This window comes from Methylobacterium sp. GC_Met_2 (genome assembly GCF_026540795.1).
In the GTDB taxonomy this organism is placed as follows: Bacteria; Pseudomonadota; Alphaproteobacteria; order Rhizobiales; family Beijerinckiaceae; genus Methylobacterium.
This window is the reverse complement of record NZ_JALNUM010000073.1, coordinates 16592-33141: the sequence shown is the minus strand read 5'-3', so window position 1 is coordinate 33141 and position 16550 is coordinate 16592. Positions and strand designations below refer to the sequence as shown.

Sequence of the window (16550 nt, the reverse complement as noted above, 5' to 3'; positions counted from 1 at the left end):
CACAAGGGCGTGGCCGCCATCGGCCGGGTGTTCGGCCCGGTCATGCTGGTCTGGTTCGTGGTGCTAATGCTGCTCGCCATCCCGAGCATCCTGCACGCCCCGCAGATCCTCGCCGCGGCCAATCCCTGGCGGGCCGTCGATTTCCTGATCCACGCGGGCTGGCACGTCAGCTTCCTGATGCTCGGCGCGGCGTTCCTGGCGGTGACGGGCGGCGAGGCGATGTACGCCGATCTGGGCCATTTCGGTGCGCCTGCGATCCGCTTCGCGTGGTTCGCGCTGGTCCTGCCCGCGCTGCTGATCCACTATTGCGGCCAAGGCGCCCTACTCATCGTGGATCCGGGTGCGATCGAGAACCCGTTCTATCTGCTGGCGCCGGATTGGGCGCATTATCCATTGGTTGCGCTCGCCACCATGGCGACCGTGATCGCCTCGCAGGCCGTGATCTCGGGCGTCTATTCGCTGACCCAGCAATCGATCCAGCTCGGCTTCATGCCAATGATGCGGGTGGTCCACACCGATCAGGACGAGCGCGGCCAGATCTACGTGCCGGCGGTCAACTGGCTGCTCGCCGTCGCGACGCTCACCGCCGTCGTGGTGTTCGGCTCCTCCGACGCGCTGGCCGGGGCCTACGGCATCGCGGTCTCGGCGCTGATGGGCATCACCACGCTGCTCGCCGCGTTGATCGCGCTGCGCTGGGGCTACAATCCCGTTCTGGTCTTCGCGGTGAACGGTTTCTTCCTCGTCATCGACGCGATCTTCTTCGCCGCCAACAGCGTGAAGCTGTTCGAGGGCGGCTGGTTTCCGCTGCTGCTCGCCGGCGCGGTCGCTTTCCTGATGCTGACCTGGATGAAGGGCAACCACGTCCTCGAAACTGTCCGGCAGACCATGCGCATGTCGGAGGCGACGTTCCTGTCCCGCCTCGGTTCGCACCCGCCGGTGACGCTGCCCGGGACCGCCGCCTTCCTCACCGCCGCCACCGAGGGCATCCCGATGGCGCTCGGCCGGCTGATCGAGCGCAGCCGGTGCCTGCATGAGCGAATCCTGCTGATCACCGTGATCTACGAGGAGGAGCCGGTCATTCCCGCGCGCGAGCGGGCGCAGGTGACCCTGGTGGCGCAGGGGATCCGCAAGGCGATCTCGAAATACACGCCCGGGATGGAGCGCGTCGTGCTGCGCTACGGCTTCATGCAGACCGCCTCGATCCCCGAGGGGCTGCACTGCGCCGTGGCGAGCGGCCTGCTGCCGCCGGAATATCTGGAGGACATGACGTATTTCGTGGGCCACGAGGTGGTGATCCCATCACCGACCCAACCCGGTATGGCGCCGTGGCGGGAGGGCCTGTTCGCCTTCATGAAGCGCAACGCCGAGCGCACCGGCGCCCATTTCGGCCTGCCGACCCGACAGATCGTCGAGGTGGGGACGGAGATCGAAATCTGATCGGAGGCACATGCCCCGCCGTTGATCGAGTGCACGTCGTGCACTACTCTCCAAGGGTCGAAGTCCGGTTGATAGGCCGTGCCCACGTTCTACCGCTTCGATGGTTTTCGGATCGAAGTGCGCTCGCGCGATCATAGCCCGCCGCACTTTCACATGATCGGTCCCGACTTCCACGCGTTGATCGAGATCTGCACGTTGCAGGTCATCCGGGGAACCTACACGCGACGTGCCCTCGCCGAAGTCGTGGATTGGGCAGCTGGACAGACCGAAGCCCTGATGGCGGAGTGAAGGCGCCTCAATGAGCGTGGATGAGGCCGACGCGATCGTAACTGTGGGAGAGCCCTTGCCCAAGCTGGCGAGCGTAACCGTCGCGGATGGTCCCTTTACGGTGTTGGTGACCTGGGCGGGCGGTACCCGGCTCGGATGCACCGACAAAGTCGATCTCGCACCGGTCATTTTCACCTTCAAGGTTTTCCGCCCCCTTCGGGACGGGACTGTCGCGTTCGACGCGGTGCGGCTCGGCGCCTGGGGGGGATCGATCCGATGGGACGGCCACGACGACCTTGAGATCGGTGCCGAGACGATCGAGGATCTGGCAGCCGCAGCGATGACGAACGCGGAGTTCTCTGATTTCCTACGGCGCAACGACCTGACGCTCGATGCGGCAGCGGCCCAACTCGGGATCGCCCGCCGCCGCGTCGCCTATTTCACCAAGGACCGGGAGATCCCGCGCTACATCGCGCTGGCCTGCCGGCAGCTGGACGAAATTCTAACATCTGGAAGCCGGACCGAAGACAGTCCCTCGGCTGGCCGAGCCGTGGGTGAGCGAGGCCGGTCCTGAACCGCGTGATAGCGCGGCGCTGCACGCGCCCCTCGCATTGAAAACGGCCGCGTTCGCCAGCATATCGCCACCGCGCGTTTTCCCTACAGCGGAGGCATCACACGTGAGCGAGACGATCGAGCGGCATGAATTCGGGGCTGAGGTGGGACGCCTCCTCGACCTCGTCGTGCACGCGCTCTACTCCGACCGCGAGATCTTCCTGCGCGAACTGGTCGCCAACGCGGCCGACGCCATGGACCGGCGGCGGTTCGAGGCCCTGACCTCGGCGGCGAGCGCCCTGCCGCCGGACGCCAAGGTCCGCATCGCGCCCGACAAGGAGGCGCGGACTCTGACGGTCTCGGATGCCGGCATCGGCATGACCAAGGAGGATCTCGCCGCCAATCTCGGCACCATCGCGCGCTCCGGCACGCGGGCCTTCTCGCAGACGCTCGAATCCGCCAAGGCCGAGGACCGGCCGAGCCTGATCGGCCAGTTCGGCGTCGGCTTCTACTCGGCCTTCATGGTGGCCGACCGGGTCACGGTCACGTCGCGCCGCGCCGGCAGCGACGAGGCCTGGACCTGGGCCTCGGAAGGGCAGGGCAATTATACGCTGGAGCCGGCCACGCGATCCGAGCCCGGCACCGATATCGTCCTACACCTCAAGGCGGATGCCGACGAGTATCTGGAGCCTTACCGGCTCGACCACCTCGTGCGGAAATGGGCCGACTTCATCACCGTGCCGATCGCGATCGTGCGCGACGGCAAGGACGAATCGGCCAACCAGGGCACTGCCCTCTGGCGCAAGCCGAAATCCGAGGTGACCGAGGAGCAGTACGAGGAGTTCTACCGCTCGCTGGGCATGAACTTCGACAAGCCCTGGGCGACGCTGCACTGGCGCGCCGAGGGGCAGCTCGACTTCTCCGCGTTGCTGTTCATCCCGGGTTCCAAGCCGTTCCAGGCGCTCGAGAACGAGCGGCAGAGCAAGGTCCGCCTGCATGTCCGGCGGATGTTCATCACCGACGAGGCCGAATTGCTGCCGCCGTGGCTGCGCTTCGTTCAGGGCGTGGTCGATACCGAGGACCTGCCGCTCAACGTCTCGCGCGAGATGCTGCAATCGACCCCGGCGCTCGCCCGGATCCGGCGGGCTGTCACCGGCCGCGTCGTGTCCGAACTCGTCAACCGGGCCAAGGACGCCGAAGGCTACCAGCCGTTCTGGGAGAATTTCGGTCCCGTCCTGAAGGAGGGCATCTACGAGGACTTCGAGCGCAGGGGCGAGATCGCGCCGCTGCTGCGCTTCCGCTCCTCGGCGGTAGAGGGCTGGACCTCGCTCGCCGACTACGTGTCCCGGATGAAGGACGGGCAGGAGGCGATCTACTACCTCGTCGCCGACGATGCCGAGGCGCTGAAATCCTCGCCCCAGCTTGAGGGCTTCAAGGCCCGCGGCCTTGAGGTGCTGCTCCTCTCCGACCACGTCGACGCCTTCTGGCCGGACCAACTCGGCACGTTCGACGAGAAGCCGCTCCGCTCCATCACCAAGGGCGGGCTCGACCTCTCAAAGTTCGCGCTCGAAGGTGAGCAGCCGGAGGCGCCCGAGGGCATCGATACCTTCGTCGCCGCCGTGAAGATGGCGCTCGGCACCGAGGTCTCGGACGTGCGCACCACCGACCGACTGGTCGATTCGGCCGTGGTGCTCTCGGCCGGTACCGGTGGGCCCGATCTGCAGATGCAGCGCTTGATGCGCCGGGCGGGACGCACCGGCGCCGGTCAACCGGTGCTGGAGATCAATCCGCGCCACCCGCTGATTCGCGCCCTGGCCGCCGCGCCCGAATCGGAGGTGCCGCAGGCCGCCGGCACGTTGCTCGACCTCGCCCGCATCCAGGATGGCGACAGCCCGCGCGACCCGGCGGCCTTCGCCCGCACGGTGGCGGCGGCGCTGGCGGCAGCGCACTCCGCGTAGGTGCGGTGGGACAAACAGCGGGCCTCGCGGCGTGTGTCTACGCACATGCCGCGAGGACGGTGATAAGTTCGGTTGATCAAACGGAAATGGTCAAGCCATAACTTCGCCACTGGCCGGGAGCATTGCCCGGTCGCTGGCGCGGGCGCGGTGGGGGCCGCAGGCGTCTGATCCGATCCCTTTCGCGCGCGGCCCGCCGCGCCTCACGGACGCTGCATGAACCCGGTCGAGGCTGAAGCCGGCACCAGACAGGCGGTCGCGGCGGCGCGAACCCGGGCTCACGCCCGGGCGTACCGCCACAGCGGTCGCGTGCGCACGATGCGCCGGCTGATCCCGGTGGCCGCCGGCGGCGCGGTGGCGCTTCTGCTGGCCTACCTGTTCAATCCCTTCGCGGCCCATCTGCCCGGTGTCACGGTCGGCGCCGTGACGCTCGCCGGCTCGAAGGTACGCATGGAGAATCCGCGGCTCGCGGGGTTCCGCCAGGGCACCCGCGGCTACGAGGTGACGGCGGACGCCGCCCTGCAAGATGTGCGCAAGCCGAGCCTGATCGAGCTGCAGCACATGCGCGGCCACATCGCCACCGACGACCAGGGCGGCATCGCCCGCTTGTCGGCCGCCTCTGGCCTGTTCGACAGCGCCCGCGAGGCCCTCGACCTCAAGGACGACATCCGAATCTGGACCGACAAGGGCGAGGAGGCGCGGCTGCGCTCGGCCGCCGTAACGTTCAAGACCGGAGCGATCACGTCGCTGGAGCCGGTGACCGTGTCGAGTTCGCGCGCCACCGTGAACGCCGACACCCTCGACGTGGTCGAGAGCGGCAAGCGGATCTCGTTCGTCGGCAACGTCCATGTGGTCATCGTGAACGAGGATCAGGCCGATAAGGCCGCCCTGCGCATTCAGACCTCGGACGCGCGGCCGGCGGAGGATGCCCGGTGAGCGTGCTCCGCATCCTCTTCGCCGTCCTGGCGTCCGGGCTGGTCCTGGGCGGTCCGGCGCTGGCCGAGAAGCCGGTGGCGCGCAAGGATTCGCCGTTCGGCAATATCGGCGGCAGCGGCAAGGATCCGATCAAGATCGACGCCGACCGACTCGATGTGTTCGACCGCGAGAACAAGGCGGTCTTCGCCGGCAACGTCGTGGCCGTTCAGGGCGACAGCACGATCCGGTGCTCGACCATGACGGTCACGTACAAGCGCGGCAAGGATACGCCCGGCAAGGACGCCAAGGGCGCGGTCAAGGACGAAAGCGCCGAGGCGGCAGCCCCGCGGAACCCGGCCGAGAACGGCATCCAGAAGGTCGACTGCGCCGGCCCGGTGACGGTGGTGCAGAAGGATCAGGTCGCCACCGGCGACCACGCGGTGTTCGATCAGGATGCCAAGCGTATCGTGCTGACCGGCAATGTCGTGCTGAGCCAGTGCCAGAACGTCACCCGCGGCCAGCGGCTGGTCTACGACATGAATAGCGGCCGGGCCAACATGGACCCGGTCGCGGGCGGTCGCGTCTCGGCCCTGTTCGTGCCGGGCGAGAAGGCCGATGGCAAGGACGGCAAGGCGAAGGGCTGCGCGCAGCCGCCGCCCAAGCCGAAGGCGCAGGTCGATTGAGCGGCGCCGTGGCGTTCCAGGCCGGTCCGCAGGAGCCGGCGACCCGGGCAGGCTGGCTCGGGCGCCTGTTCGGCCGACAGGCGCGCCAGCCGGAGGGCGCCGGGCCTGCGGACTTGTCCGCGGCGGATGACGGCGGCCCCGGCATCCTCTGCGTGCGCGGCCTGCGCAAGAGCTACGGTGCCCGAACCGTGGTCCACGAGGCGGGACTGACCGTCCGCACCGGCGAGGCGGTCGGGCTGCTCGGACCGAACGGCGCCGGCAAGACCACGATCTTCTACATGATCACCGGGCTGGTGGCGGCCGATCGCGGCGACATCACCCTGGACGGCCTCCCGATCACCCATCTGCCCATGTACCAGCGGGCGCGTCTCGGCATCGGCTACCTGCCGCAGGAGGCCTCGATCTTCCGGGGCCTGAGCGTCGAGGACAACATCCGCGCCGTGCTGGAGGTGGCCGAGCCCGATCGCAAGGAGCGGGCACGCAAGCTCGATTCCCTGCTGGAGGAGTTCGACATCGCCCGCCTGCGCAAGTCGCCCTCGATCGCGCTCTCGGGCGGCGAGCGGCGGCGCTGCGAGATCGCCCGGGCGCTCGCCTCCTCGCCGACCTTCATGCTGCTGGATGAGCCCTTTGCCGGCATCGACCCGATCGCGGTGGGCGACATCCAGGATCTTGTGAAGCACCTGAAGCAGCGCGGCATCGGCGTGCTGATCACCGACCACAACGTCCGCGAGACGCTGGGCCTGATCGACCGCGCCTACATCGCCCATTCCGGCCGCATCCTCACCGAGGGCACGCCCGAGGAGATCGTGGCGAACCCCGAGGCGCGGCGGCTGTATCTCGGCGAGGACTTCAAACTCTGACGGCCCGCACGCCTGCGCCGGGGCGGCGGCGTTTCAGCGCCAGGAACGTCGCCGTCGCCATCAGCACGCATCCGGCCGTCAGCAGGAGGACGGCCTCCCGGCCGAACGTCGTGAGGACCGTCGCCAGGATCGGCGGGGCGGCCGCCGTCACGAGGTTGAGGGGAAGCGCGATCCGCGAGGCGGCGCGCGCATAGGCGGACTTGTCGTAGAAGGCGAGCGGCAGGGTCGCACGTACGACCGCCAGGACGCCGCTGCAGAGACCGTAGATCAGGATGAACATCATGACCGCGCCTGTGGTCCCGCCGCCTGCGGCGAGCAGGAGCAGCGCCGTCACCACGAGGACGCCGGCGAACACGCCGCTGGTCAGTCCGTCCCACCGGCCGCCGCCCAGGAAGTCGATGCCCCGCGCACCGACCTGGACGATACCCAGCATCGCGCCGTAGCCGATGGCGTCGGGCCGGCTCAAGCCCTCGGCGACGAGCAGCTCGATCAGCGTGGCGCTGAGACCGAACGTGACGAATGCGTCGAGGGTGATCCCGCAGGCGATCAGCCGGAACGTGCTTGTCGGCCGCTGCGGCTCGGGCACAGCCGGCGTCGGATCGATTCCGCCAGCGGGTTCCGCGCGCGGCGGCAGGCCCCACCGATACAGGGGCAGGCAGAGGAACCACATCGCCGCCGCGTAGACGAGACAGATGCCCCGCCAGCCACCGAGACCGGTCAGGAAGGCCGTGGTTGGCCAGAACAGGCTGCTCGACAGGCCGGTCGCCAGCATCAGCGCCGCGATGTCCCGCCGGGCGCCGGGCCCGGCGATCTCGTTCAGCAGGATGGTGGCCGCATTGGTCGGCATCGCGCTTACGGCCACGCCGAGGACGGCCCAGGCCGCACAATACGAGACCGGACCAGCCGCCAGGGCCAGCGCGACGAAGCCCGGACCCGCCAGCGCGCTTCCGGCCGTCATGACGGTCCGCGCGCCGTATCGGACAAAGGCATGCCCGAGGATCGGCGCGGACATGCCCATGGTGGCGTAGACAATTGCGTTTCCGGCAAAGACTGCGGCCAGGTCCATCCCGAGATCGGCCGCCACTAGGGGTGCGACGACCGCCGTGAGGCCGACGCTGCCCCCGCCGATGATCTGGCCCATGGCGAGGACGCGGATACGCGTGCGGGCGGGGCGCATGGACGATGGTGTCTCTTGGTCCGGACAGCGGCCACGCTCGGCGAGGGCTGAGGATACGTCCGGATTGGCGCGCGACAAGAGAATGTCGGAAGGCCGCGGAACCGTGTTCGCGGTGCGAGGGGAATGGCCGTGGAAACGGTCCGCGTACCCGAATGCGAGGAAGCATGTGCTGCGCGTGGTATACGAGCCGCTTCAGGACGGCGCGGAAGCCTTGATCATGACGGCTTTGCTCGATCGAGGTCGTATGCGCGACGGGAGGAAGACGCGATGAAATCCGCGTACGGCCCCGTCGTTGACGCGCTGTACATTCGCCTCGCCGGGAGGTGCATGGTCGAGAGCGAGGAAATCCGCCCCGGTTTCGTTACGGATCTGGATGCGGACGGCCGCATGGTCGGCGTCGAGATCCTCGACGCCAGCGAGCAGGTGGCGCCCGGGGCTGTGCTGGATCAGCCTCACGCGGCGTGAGCCGATCGCGAAGCGCCCCTTCTCTGCGGCGTTCCGCCAACCCTCATGACGCGAGGGGCAAGCGCTCCTCCAAATGGGTGGCCAACGCGGCCGACATCACCCCTTCCAGTTCTTCAGCGCCGCGAACGGGCTATCCGAGCCCGCGGGCTTCTCCGGGTTCAGCACCGGTTCCACCTGCGCGATGGCATCGGCCATCGAGAAAGCCGAGCCGTTCTGGAGCCGGCCGCCCGCGGCGTCCCGGTGGCCGCCGCCGCGGAACAGCCGGGCGCCGTCGAGCGCCGTGCCGTTGTTGGAGCGGAACGACAGCGTGCCCATCCGCTGGACGTTCACAACGCGCGTCGCCCGGCCGGCATCCATGATCAGGTCGGACACCCGCTGGAAGGTCCCGGAATCGAGGGCGAAGGATAGGAGTGTGCCGTCCTTCAGCGGGCGGAACAGCGCGTCCGAGCGGGCGAGCGCCCGGGCGAGGCGCATGCGCGTGGTGAGCGCGGGATCGTCGTCCGGCGCGTCGCGCAATAGGGCCTCGACCACCCCGGTGCGGATCGCGGTGGCGCGCTGTTCGAGCGCGGCCGGGCTCGCCCCCGTCCGCAGGGTCTCGGCTGCGGCGAGCAGGATGTCGGACACGAACCGGTCGTGCCAGGGATGCCCCACCGGCACGAAGCTCGACACCGCCTCCCAGAACATCTCGTCGAGCGCCAGGCCGCCCCGGAAGGCGGGGCTTTCCTTGCGCCAGATATCGACGGCGTCGATCGCGGCGAGCAGGCTGGTCAGGTCGGTCTGGGGCTCATGCGTCGCGAACAGGGCCCGATGCTCGAAGGTCATCCGCGTGGCGCAGATGTCCTCCTCGATCAGGATCGCGATCTCCGGATCCTCCATGTCGACCCGGTTGAGGCCGGGCCGTGCCGCGTCGGCGGACGGGTCCAGCCCGAGGCGACGCAACTGATCCAGGGACGAGGCGTGGTGGTCCAGGACGACGAGGCGGTGCTTGCGACCCTCATCGCGGCGCCGGTTCAATGCGGCGAACTTCTTGAGGCCCGCGATGGTCTGTTCCTCCAGGCCGAGGTCGGTCATCAGCAGGGTCTCGCCCTCGGCCGCCCGGCCGAGGCGCTTGACCTCGTCCTCGAGGACCGGGCCGACATCGCTGTAGCGCGGCACATGAATGACGCGCTCGACCGTGGCGCAGGCGGCCGCCACCGTCGAGGCGCCGTAGCCGTCGAGGTCGTGATGGGTGATCTGGGTCAGGCGCACGCGGAGCTGTCTCGGACGGTGACGGAGGAGGACGGTCTACGACGGCGGAGCCCCGGAGGCGAGGGGCGACGGCTCTTCCGTCCGGCGGCGTTCGGTGCAGAATGCGTGTGGGCCGTCATTGAGTCGCAAATGACCGGACGGTCCCGGAGCCCCGAACGGGCCCGTCATTCGGGAGAAACGCCATGGCCCTGGCCGCTTCACCGCGCGTCAAGCGCATCCAGACCGTCTCGCTCGCGCTGCTGGTGACGGCCGGGGTCGTCAACTACGTCGACCGCGCGACGCTGGCGGTCGCCAATCCGCTGATCCGGGCGGATCTCGGCCTGTCGATCCCCGATATGGGCCTGCTTCTCTCGGCCTTCCTGTGGGCCTACGCCTTCGCGCAGCTTCCGGCCGGTGCCCTGGCGGACCGGCTCGGCCCGCGCCTGACGCTCACCCTCGGCCTGACCTGCTGGTCGCTGGGCCAGATGCTGGGCGGCGCCGTGACCTCGTTCTGGCAGTTCGTGAGCGCGCGCATCGTGCTCGGACTCGGCGAGGCGCCGCATTTCCCGACCTGCGCCCGGGTCTCCCGCGACTGGTTCAACATCCGCCAGCGCGGCACCGCCACGGGGATCTGGAACTGTGCCTCCTCGCTCGGAACCTTCCTGGCCCTGCCGCTGCTGACCTTCCTGATGGTCAGCTTCGGCTGGCGCGCGATGTTCGTGATCATGGGCGCGGCGGGGCTCGTGCTCGCGGCTCTTGTCTACGCGGTGTTCCGCAACCCGCGCGAGTCGAACCTGACCCCGGCCGAGCGCGCCTTCTTGGAGGAGGGCGACGCTCCGAATGCGAGCCGCTCCGTCACCTGGAGCGCATGGCGCCGGCTGTTCGGCTTCCGCACCAGCTGGGGGATGATCGTCGGCTACTTCGGCTGCATCTACATGACGTGGCTCTACACCGCGTGGCTGCCGAGCTACCTGGAGATCGAGCGCCACTTCACCCTGCAGAAGACCGGGCTCGTCGGCTCGATCCCGTTCGCGTTCGGCGTGATGGGCGGCATCCTGGGCGGCCGCGTCGTGGACATGCTGGTGCGCCGCGGCGTCGATCCGATCCGCAGCCGCAAGATCCCGATGGCCGCGTCCCTGGTGGCGACGGCGTTCTTCACCGTGGTGGCGGCCCTGACACCGAGCGACACGCTGGCCATCGCAAGCATCTCGGCCTCGCTGTTCCTGGTCTACATGAGTTCGTCGGCTGCCTGGGCGATGGCGTCGGTGGCGGCGCCGGCGAGCTGCACCGCCTCGCTGGGCGCGATGCAGAATTTCGGCGGCTACATCGGCGGCGCCCTGGCGCCGATGGTGACCGGGTTCATCGTCGGCGGGACGGGCCACTTTTCCATGGCGTTCATCACCGGCGCGGTGATCGCCCTGGTGGCGGCCTTCGGGTACTGGACGCTGATTCAGGAGCCGATCACCGAGGAGGCTCCGGCGAACGGCTTCGTCGGCGGCCTGCACCCCGCCGAGTAGGCCTGCTTCGGCGAACGGGTCGCGCCACGCGCCCTCCAGCGAGGGGGGTGATTGATCCCGCATGGCCGCGCGCGTTCCGCGGCGGAACCTGATCGTTGCGTCTCAACGGTCAGCGTCTCCGGTGCCGAAATCCCCCCCCAGAGGGGGATCGGGCAGCATTCATGAACCAAATCGCGCGTCTGATCTCCTTTGTGTCCGCCAATAACGGTATTCGATCGATCCGATATTGTAATAACGTTGCGATCTGACGGATATTGTATAAATTCTGATGGAAATGAGACCCAGGGTGTGTACATTTGCATCTCGAGCGTCGAGCTCGGAGATAAGGTGTCCCTGGAGGCCGGTCGAATGTCTGGCCTGGAACGCGATGACGTCCCCCGATTGCGGGACGATCTGGAGACGAAATTCCAGGAGGATCTCGAAGACGCGGTCCTTGATGCGAGCCGCTGGCCCGACCTGATCGAGCGGGCCGCGCGCAGCTCCGGCAGCGCCGGCGCGCTGCTCCTGCGCACGGACCGGACCGGACTCGACGCGCTGTGCACCCAATCGCTGGCCGAGCCCGCGCGCCGCTACTTCGAGGAAGGATGGCATCGGGAGGATCATCGCCTGCGCGGCCTGCCGACGCTGCGCACGCGCGGCGTCACGGTCGATCTCGATTTCACCTCCCCCGACGAGATCGCGCGGCTACCCTACTATCAGGATCTACTCGGCTCCTGCGGCTTGCGCTGGTTCGCGGGCGTCGGGTTCGAGGTGAAAGGCCGGCTCTGGTGCCTGTCGCTGCAGCGGACGGTGGCGCAGGGGCCCTACGAAGCGCATGAGCAGCAGCGGCTGGCGACCCTGTCGCCGCTTCTGCGACGGGCGGGTCTGCTGACCCTGATGGTCGAGAAAGCCCGGCTCGCCGGCCTGAACCAGGCCTTCGACGTGATCGAGCGCGCCGCTCTGGTCCTCGATTCCGAGGGAAAGGTGCTGTGCTGGAATGCGGCGTTCACGGCGCTGCTCGGCCCCGACCTGAAACTCGTCAGCGGACGCCTCGTCGCCGAGGATCCGGACGCGGCACGGCAGCTGGAGGCTCTGACACGTCCGTGCGGGCGGGCGCCGATCTCGGCCGTCGTGGTGGCGCGCCGGGATGCGGAGCCGGTCGTGGTCCATGTCGTGCCCCTGGTCGGGCCGAGCCGGGGCCTGTTCGCGGGGGGCCGGACGCTCCTCCTTTGCCGCGTGGCCGGGGCGACGCCGGTCCCCGCCACGTCTGTCCTTCAGGCCGCCTACCGGCTGACCCCCGCGGAGGCGCGCCTTGCCCAGGCCCTGTCCGGCGGGGAATCCCTCGCAGAGGCGGCTTCCCGGTTCGCCATCGCGGCGGCGACCGCCCGCTCGCAGCTGAAGGCGATCTTCGCCAAGACCGGTGCGACCCGGCAGGCGGATCTCGTCCGGCTGGTGGCGGGGCTCGCGCGCTGATCCCGGCACCCGCGGGGCGGGACGGCGTGCGCGGTCGAGGACGGAACGGGCCTGCCCGCTGCGCCGTTGCAACTCCGACGTTTAGGAGAAACCTCGATGAACCATCGGATCGCACTGATTTCCGCCCTGACCATCGGCGCCGTCCTGGCCGGCGCGCCGGCCGAGGCGAAGGGCTGCCTCAAGGGCGCCGTGGTCGGCGGCGTTGCCGGGCATATGGCCGGTCACGGCAAGATGGGCGCCGCCGCGGGCTGCGCCGTCGGCCACCACAACGCCAACAAGAAGGCCAAGCAGGGCTGAGCTCAAAGCCTTCCGGTTCGCGGCGCATCCGGGCCGCGAATCGGACGCCAGAGCGCTCTCCGCCGAAGTGGATGTCGGTTCGGCGCAAGAGAGTGCGCAAAGACACAGGCTTCGCGTGGGGCTCGATTGCAACGCGCTCGGGATACGACAAGTGTCTGTCGCCCGGGTCGACAAGCGCGACCTGCCCCTTCTCCCGAACGGGCGAGGGTTAGGGTGAGGGTTGAGAACGCGCAAAATCGAGCGCACCTTAGAAACCCTGACGCGGCATGCCTCTTCCGGACAGGTCTCAAGCCTCACCCGGCTTTCTGCGAAAGCAGACCTTTCCCGCACGGGAGAGGGGACCCGCGCCCTGTTCGGCGACGGTGGCGTCACTGTCGTGTACCGTGTGCAACGCGATCGGGCACCGCTCGAGCCGCCCTGGGCGCGTCCGGCCGGTATCGGCACGTGCTACGGCTTGTGACAGCCATACCAGGGCTGCGCGACGGGGCATGTAAAAGCACAGGCCGCTGCGTCCGCGCGTCCCCCCGCGGCGGCTCAGAGCTTGCAAACCCGTTGCGTAACCCTTCGCGTTGCCGGTACGCTCTCGGATCAGGCTGAGACCGTATGACCGACGCGATACGCCCCGCCACCGAAGCCGATCTGCCGACCATCACGGCGATTTACGGCGACGCCGTCACCACCAGCACGGCTAGTTTCGAGACGGATCCGCCCACGCTCGACGAGATGACCCGGCGCTTCACCGTCCTGCGCGACGGCGGCTATCCCTATCTGGTCGCCGTCCGGGACGGGGCGGTCGCGGGCTATGCCTATGCCGGCCCCTATCACCAGCGCGCGGCCTACCAGTCCACCGTGGAGGATTCGATCTACGTGGCACGTACGGCCCGGGGCGGCGGCATCGGCCGCTCCTTGCTCGAAGCCCTCATCGCTGATTGCGAGCGAATCGACTGCCGGGCCATCGTCGCAATCATCGCCGAGAGCGGCTCGACCGCCTCAACGGCCTTGCATGTGCGCCTCGGGTTCAGGCCGGTCGGCACGTTGGAGGCGGTCGGGTACAAGCACGGGCGCTGGCTCGATGTCACGCTCATGCAGCGGCCGCTGGGCCCAGCCCGCGACACGCCGCCGACGCGCGCGTAGAGGCGACATCTCGCTCGCCGACTTCAGCCGTGGGCTGTCCTGTCATGATGCGGACAACTTCGCGCGGGACAGGGCGGGTCAGAGGCGCATGCCACCCGGCGTTCGGCCCGGTGCGCGCGATGACGTGAGGGGAGAGCCTTCCTTCACGCAAGCGGTCCGGATCTGACGGCGGCCCGCGGTATAGAGGAGTTCGGGAATGCGGTTTTCATCGATCGGTCGCCGTGTTGCGCCGCTCGCGATCCTGGCGCTGTCCGCGCTCGCAGGCGCTGCGCAGGCCGCGACCCCGGCCGATCCGAGCGGCACGTATCTTACGGAGGACGGGCGCGCCCGCGTTCGCCTTGAGAAGTGCGGGACGGCGGCAGACCGCCTGTGCGGCTATGTGGTGTGGCTGAAGGTCCCGCTCAACGACAAGGGCGAGCCGCGGATCGACTTCAAGAATCCCGATCCGAAGAAGCAGGCGCGGCCGTCGCTCGGCCACCAGCTGATCCTGGGCCTGAAGCCGAACGCCGACGCCCATTACGAGGGTAAGATCTACAATTCGGAGGACGGCAAGTCGTACGACGTCACCATCTGGACGGATGCGCCGGGTGAGCTGACGGTCCGCGGCTGCCTGATCGCCTTCCTGTGCAAGTCGCAGACCTGGACCAAGGTGACCGATCTCGTGGCGGGGCAGCTCCCCGGGCCGACCAACGGTCCGAACGGCCCGCACAGCGACCCGGAATACGCGACCTCCGCCGCCGGCGCGAAGCCGACCGCGAAGGCGGGCGCAAAGCCCGCAGCCCCGAAGCCCGCGGCACCGGCTCAGGAGTGAGCCGGGCTCACGCGGCCAGGGCCGCGTAGGTCAGGACGCGCAGTTCGCGCCGGATCGGAAGCGCCGAGGACGGCACCAACTGCGTCATGAGCACGACCGACAGATCCTCGGCGGGGTCGATCCAGAACGCCGTCGAGGCCAGCCCACCCCAGGCCACCTCGCCGGGGCTGCCGAGGATCTGGGCGCGGGCCGGGTCGAGCATCACCGAGAAGCCGAGGCCGAAGCCGATCCCGGTATAAGAGGTTTCGGCGAAGCGCGGGGTGCCCATCGCGGCGAGATCGCCCGGCAGGTGGTTGGCCAGCATCAGCTCGACACTCTTGCGGCCGAGCAGCCGCTGACCGTCGAGGGTGCCGCGGTTGAGGATCATCCGGCAGAAGCGCTGGTAATCGGCGGCCGTCGAAACCAGCCCGCCCCCGCCCGAGGCGATGGCCGGCGGGTGCGCGAAGGCCGTTTCCACGGAATCGTCGAACAGACGCAGCCGGCGTTCCCGATCGTACGCGTAGGTGGCGCAGAAGCGCGGCATCAGCGCGGGTGAAACGTGGAAATCGGTATCGACCATGCCGAGCGGCTTGATCACGAAATCGCGGAGATAGTCGGCGAAGGGCCGACCGCTGACGACCGCCACGTACTGGCCGAGCACGTCGGTGGCGACGCTGTAGTTCCAGGCGCTGCTAGGCTGGGCGAGGAGCGGCAGCTTCGCCACCCGGGCGGTCATCTCGGCGAGCGTGCCCTCCCGCGCCAGGAAGTCGATCCCGTTCTCGCGGTACTGCGCGTCGACCAGGGTCGCCTCCATGAAGCCGTAGGTCAGGCCGGCCGTATGGGTGAGAAGATCCCGCACGGTGATCGGCCGGCGCGCCGGCTCGGTCTCGATCTTCGCGCGATTGCCGCCCACCGCGACGCGCATCTCTGAGAATTCAGGCAGGACGCGCGCGATCGGATCGTCGAGCTGAAACAGGCCCTGCTCGTAGAGCTGCATGACCGCCACCGAGGTCAGCGGCTTGGTCATCGAGTAGATCCGCGCCACCGTGTCGAGGGTGAACGGCGTCCCGCGAACGAGGTCGGCTTGGCCGCAGGCCCGGGCGAAGGCGGGCCGCCCCCGGCGCGTTACCGTGACCGACAGGCCGGCGAGCCGTCCCTCCGCCACGAGGCGGTCCATCCAGGGCTCGATCCGGGCGAGACCCGCCGGATCGAAGCCGGCAGCCTTCGGGTCGGTTTCGGTCAGCGCGCTCATGGCGTCTCCACGACGATTCAGGCGAAAAGCGTAAGGGGGCGGACGACGAAAATCACCACCCCATCGTCCCCGGCGTCCCCTTGAACGGGCCGACGATGCCGGGGGTGATCCAGCCGCCGTAGAAGCTGCCGGGCTGAGGCGTGACCGGATCCCCGCCGACGAAGCAGGCATCCATCGGCCCCGCGTAGAACGCGACGTAACCGGCGATCACGCGGAAATCCGGTGTCGGATCCGGATAGGTCCAGACGGCTCCTGGGACCATCCTGCCGCCGCCCTGTACGTCGAACAGCCGCGCTTGGCCCTTCCACTCGCAGATGCCGGCGCGCCGCGGGTTGACGAGCGTACCCCCTGCGATATCGCCCGGCGGCAGGTAGTAGGTCGGCGGATGGGAGGTCTCCAGCACCCGGAAGCCGGCGTCCGTCTCGGCGATCACGGCCCCGCCGAGCACGACGCGCAGCCGCTGCCGCACCGGCTCCAGCCGTGGCGGGCGCGGGTAGTCCCAGACACTCTCCTCGCCCGGCTTGATCGGATCCGGTGTCGGATGGGTCGGCAGCCTGATCATGTGGATTC

At 68.9% G+C, this 16550-nt stretch carries 17 protein-coding genes; 13 read left to right on the top strand and 4 right to left on the bottom strand.

Going from position 1 to position 16550, the window contains the following annotated elements; all coding sequences use genetic code 11:
• The 7 genes from OXS49_RS21820 to lptB all read left to right on the top strand — a co-directional run.
• On the top strand, positions 1 to 1437 hold a 1437-nt coding region (locus OXS49_RS21820; protein WP_267426671.1), incomplete at its 5' end, for a KUP/HAK/KT family potassium transporter.
• Positions 1438 to 1515: 78 nt separating this feature from the next.
• A complete protein-coding gene (locus OXS49_RS21815; protein ID WP_267426670.1) occupies positions 1516 to 1725 on the top strand; it encodes a DUF4160 domain-containing protein in 210 nt (69 codons plus the stop codon).
• Positions 1726 to 1735: 10 nt separating this feature from the next.
• Entirely contained in the window at positions 1736 to 2278 is a 543-nt protein-coding gene (locus tag OXS49_RS21810) for a DUF2442 domain-containing protein (RefSeq protein WP_267426668.1), read from the top strand.
• A gap of 103 nt (positions 2279 to 2381) precedes the next feature.
• Entirely contained in the window at positions 2382 to 4214 is a 1833-nt protein-coding gene (gene htpG, locus OXS49_RS21805) for a molecular chaperone HtpG (protein ID WP_267426667.1), read from the top strand.
• 213 nt (positions 4215 to 4427) lie between these two features.
• Complete coding sequence (gene lptC, locus OXS49_RS21800) at positions 4428 to 5147, top strand: LPS export ABC transporter periplasmic protein LptC (protein ID WP_243998662.1); 720 nt, start codon at positions 4428 to 4430, stop codon at positions 5145 to 5147.
• Positions 5144 to 5809, top strand: a complete 666-nt coding sequence (locus tag OXS49_RS21795; RefSeq protein WP_267426665.1) for an LptA/OstA family protein — start codon at positions 5144 to 5146, stop codon at positions 5807 to 5809. Before lptC ends, OXS49_RS21795 begins: the two co-directional genes overlap by 4 nt.
• A gap of 65 nt (positions 5810 to 5874) precedes the next feature.
• Positions 5875 to 6669, top strand: a complete 795-nt coding sequence (lptB, locus tag OXS49_RS21790; protein ID WP_243998672.1) for an LPS export ABC transporter ATP-binding protein — start codon at positions 5875 to 5877, stop codon at positions 6667 to 6669.
• Here the strand turns inward: lptB and OXS49_RS21785 are convergent.
• Entirely contained in the window at positions 6659 to 7846 is a 1188-nt protein-coding gene (locus tag OXS49_RS21785) for an MFS transporter (protein WP_267426664.1), read from the bottom strand. The two genes, lptB and OXS49_RS21785, sit on opposite strands and share 11 nt — an antisense overlap.
• 267 nt (positions 7847 to 8113) lie before the next feature.
• Between OXS49_RS21785 and OXS49_RS21780 the strand changes: the two genes are divergently transcribed.
• Positions 8114 to 8311, top strand: a complete 198-nt coding sequence (locus OXS49_RS21780) for a DUF2283 domain-containing protein (RefSeq protein WP_267426663.1) — start codon at positions 8114 to 8116, stop codon at positions 8309 to 8311.
• A gap of 96 nt (positions 8312 to 8407) precedes the next feature.
• On the opposite strand, the gene OXS49_RS21775 is transcribed toward OXS49_RS21780, so the two are convergent.
• Positions 8408 to 9559, bottom strand: a complete 1152-nt coding sequence (locus OXS49_RS21775; RefSeq protein ID WP_243998653.1) for a dimethylmenaquinone methyltransferase — start codon at positions 9557 to 9559, stop codon at positions 8408 to 8410.
• Positions 9560 to 9741: 182 nt separating this feature from the next.
• Between OXS49_RS21775 and OXS49_RS21770 the strand changes: the two genes are divergently transcribed.
• From OXS49_RS21770 to OXS49_RS21750, 5 genes are all read left to right on the top strand, one after another.
• Positions 9742 to 11055, top strand: coding sequence for an MFS transporter (locus OXS49_RS21770; protein WP_267426662.1), 1314 nt, complete (start codon positions 9742 to 9744; stop codon positions 11053 to 11055).
• A 348-nt stretch (positions 11056 to 11403) separates the two neighbouring features.
• The gene (locus OXS49_RS21765) at positions 11404 to 12507 is read left to right on the top strand and encodes a helix-turn-helix transcriptional regulator (RefSeq protein ID WP_267426661.1); all 1104 of its coding nucleotides are present in this window, start codon (positions 11404 to 11406) and stop codon (positions 12505 to 12507) included.
• A 96-nt stretch (positions 12508 to 12603) separates the two neighbouring features.
• The gene (locus OXS49_RS21760) at positions 12604 to 12804 is read left to right on the top strand and encodes a hypothetical protein (protein WP_267426660.1); all 201 of its coding nucleotides are present in this window, start codon (positions 12604 to 12606) and stop codon (positions 12802 to 12804) included.
• 603 nt (positions 12805 to 13407) lie between these two features.
• Positions 13408 to 13938 carry a GNAT family N-acetyltransferase gene (locus tag OXS49_RS21755; protein ID WP_267426659.1) on the top strand — a complete coding sequence of 177 codons (531 nt, stop codon included), beginning with the start codon at positions 13408 to 13410 and terminating at the stop codon, positions 13936 to 13938.
• Between the two features lie 196 nt (positions 13939 to 14134).
• A complete protein-coding gene (locus OXS49_RS21750; protein WP_244008247.1) occupies positions 14135 to 14749 on the top strand; it encodes a DUF2147 domain-containing protein in 615 nt (204 codons plus the stop codon).
• A gap of 7 nt (positions 14750 to 14756) precedes the next feature.
• Here OXS49_RS21750 and OXS49_RS21745 read toward each other — a convergent pair whose 3' ends face one another.
• On the bottom strand, positions 14757 to 15980 hold the full coding sequence (locus OXS49_RS21745; protein ID WP_267426657.1) for a serine hydrolase domain-containing protein: 1224 nt from the start codon (positions 15978 to 15980) through the stop codon (positions 14757 to 14759).
• A 52-nt stretch (positions 15981 to 16032) separates the two neighbouring features.
• Positions 16033 to 16542, bottom strand: a complete 510-nt coding sequence (locus OXS49_RS21740) for a DUF427 domain-containing protein (RefSeq protein ID WP_267426656.1) — start codon at positions 16540 to 16542, stop codon at positions 16033 to 16035.
• Between the last annotated feature and the right edge of the window lie 8 nt (positions 16543 to 16550).

Excerpts from the sequence above, each read along its gene's own strand:
- OXS49_RS21810 (WP_267426668.1), top strand. The coding sequence starts at position 1,736 with ATGAGCGTGGATGAGGCCGACGCGATCGTAACTGTGGGAGAGCCCTTG.
- lptC (WP_243998662.1), top strand. The coding sequence starts at position 4,428 with ATGAACCCGGTCGAGGCTGAAGCCGGCACCAGACAGGCGGTCGCGGCG.
- OXS49_RS21785 (WP_267426664.1), bottom strand. The coding sequence starts at position 7,846 with ATGCGCCCCGCCCGCACGCGTATCCGCGTCCTCGCCATGGGCCAGATC.
- OXS49_RS21780 (WP_267426663.1), top strand. The coding sequence starts at position 8,114 with ATGAAATCCGCGTACGGCCCCGTCGTTGACGCGCTGTACATTCGCCTC.
- OXS49_RS21770 (WP_267426662.1), top strand. The coding sequence starts at position 9,742 with ATGGCCCTGGCCGCTTCACCGCGCGTCAAGCGCATCCAGACCGTCTCG.
- OXS49_RS21765 (WP_267426661.1), top strand. The coding sequence starts at position 11,404 with ATGTCTGGCCTGGAACGCGATGACGTCCCCCGATTGCGGGACGATCTG.
- OXS49_RS21760 (WP_267426660.1), top strand. The coding sequence starts at position 12,604 with ATGAACCATCGGATCGCACTGATTTCCGCCCTGACCATCGGCGCCGTC.
- OXS49_RS21755 (WP_267426659.1), top strand. The coding sequence starts at position 13,408 with ATGACCGACGCGATACGCCCCGCCACCGAAGCCGATCTGCCGACCATC.
- OXS49_RS21750 (WP_244008247.1), top strand. The coding sequence starts at position 14,135 with ATGCGGTTTTCATCGATCGGTCGCCGTGTTGCGCCGCTCGCGATCCTG.
- OXS49_RS21745 (WP_267426657.1), bottom strand. The coding sequence starts at position 15,980 with ATGAGCGCGCTGACCGAAACCGACCCGAAGGCTGCCGGCTTCGATCCG.
- OXS49_RS21740 (WP_267426656.1), bottom strand. The coding sequence starts at position 16,542 with ATGATCAGGCTGCCGACCCATCCGACACCGGATCCGATCAAGCCGGGC.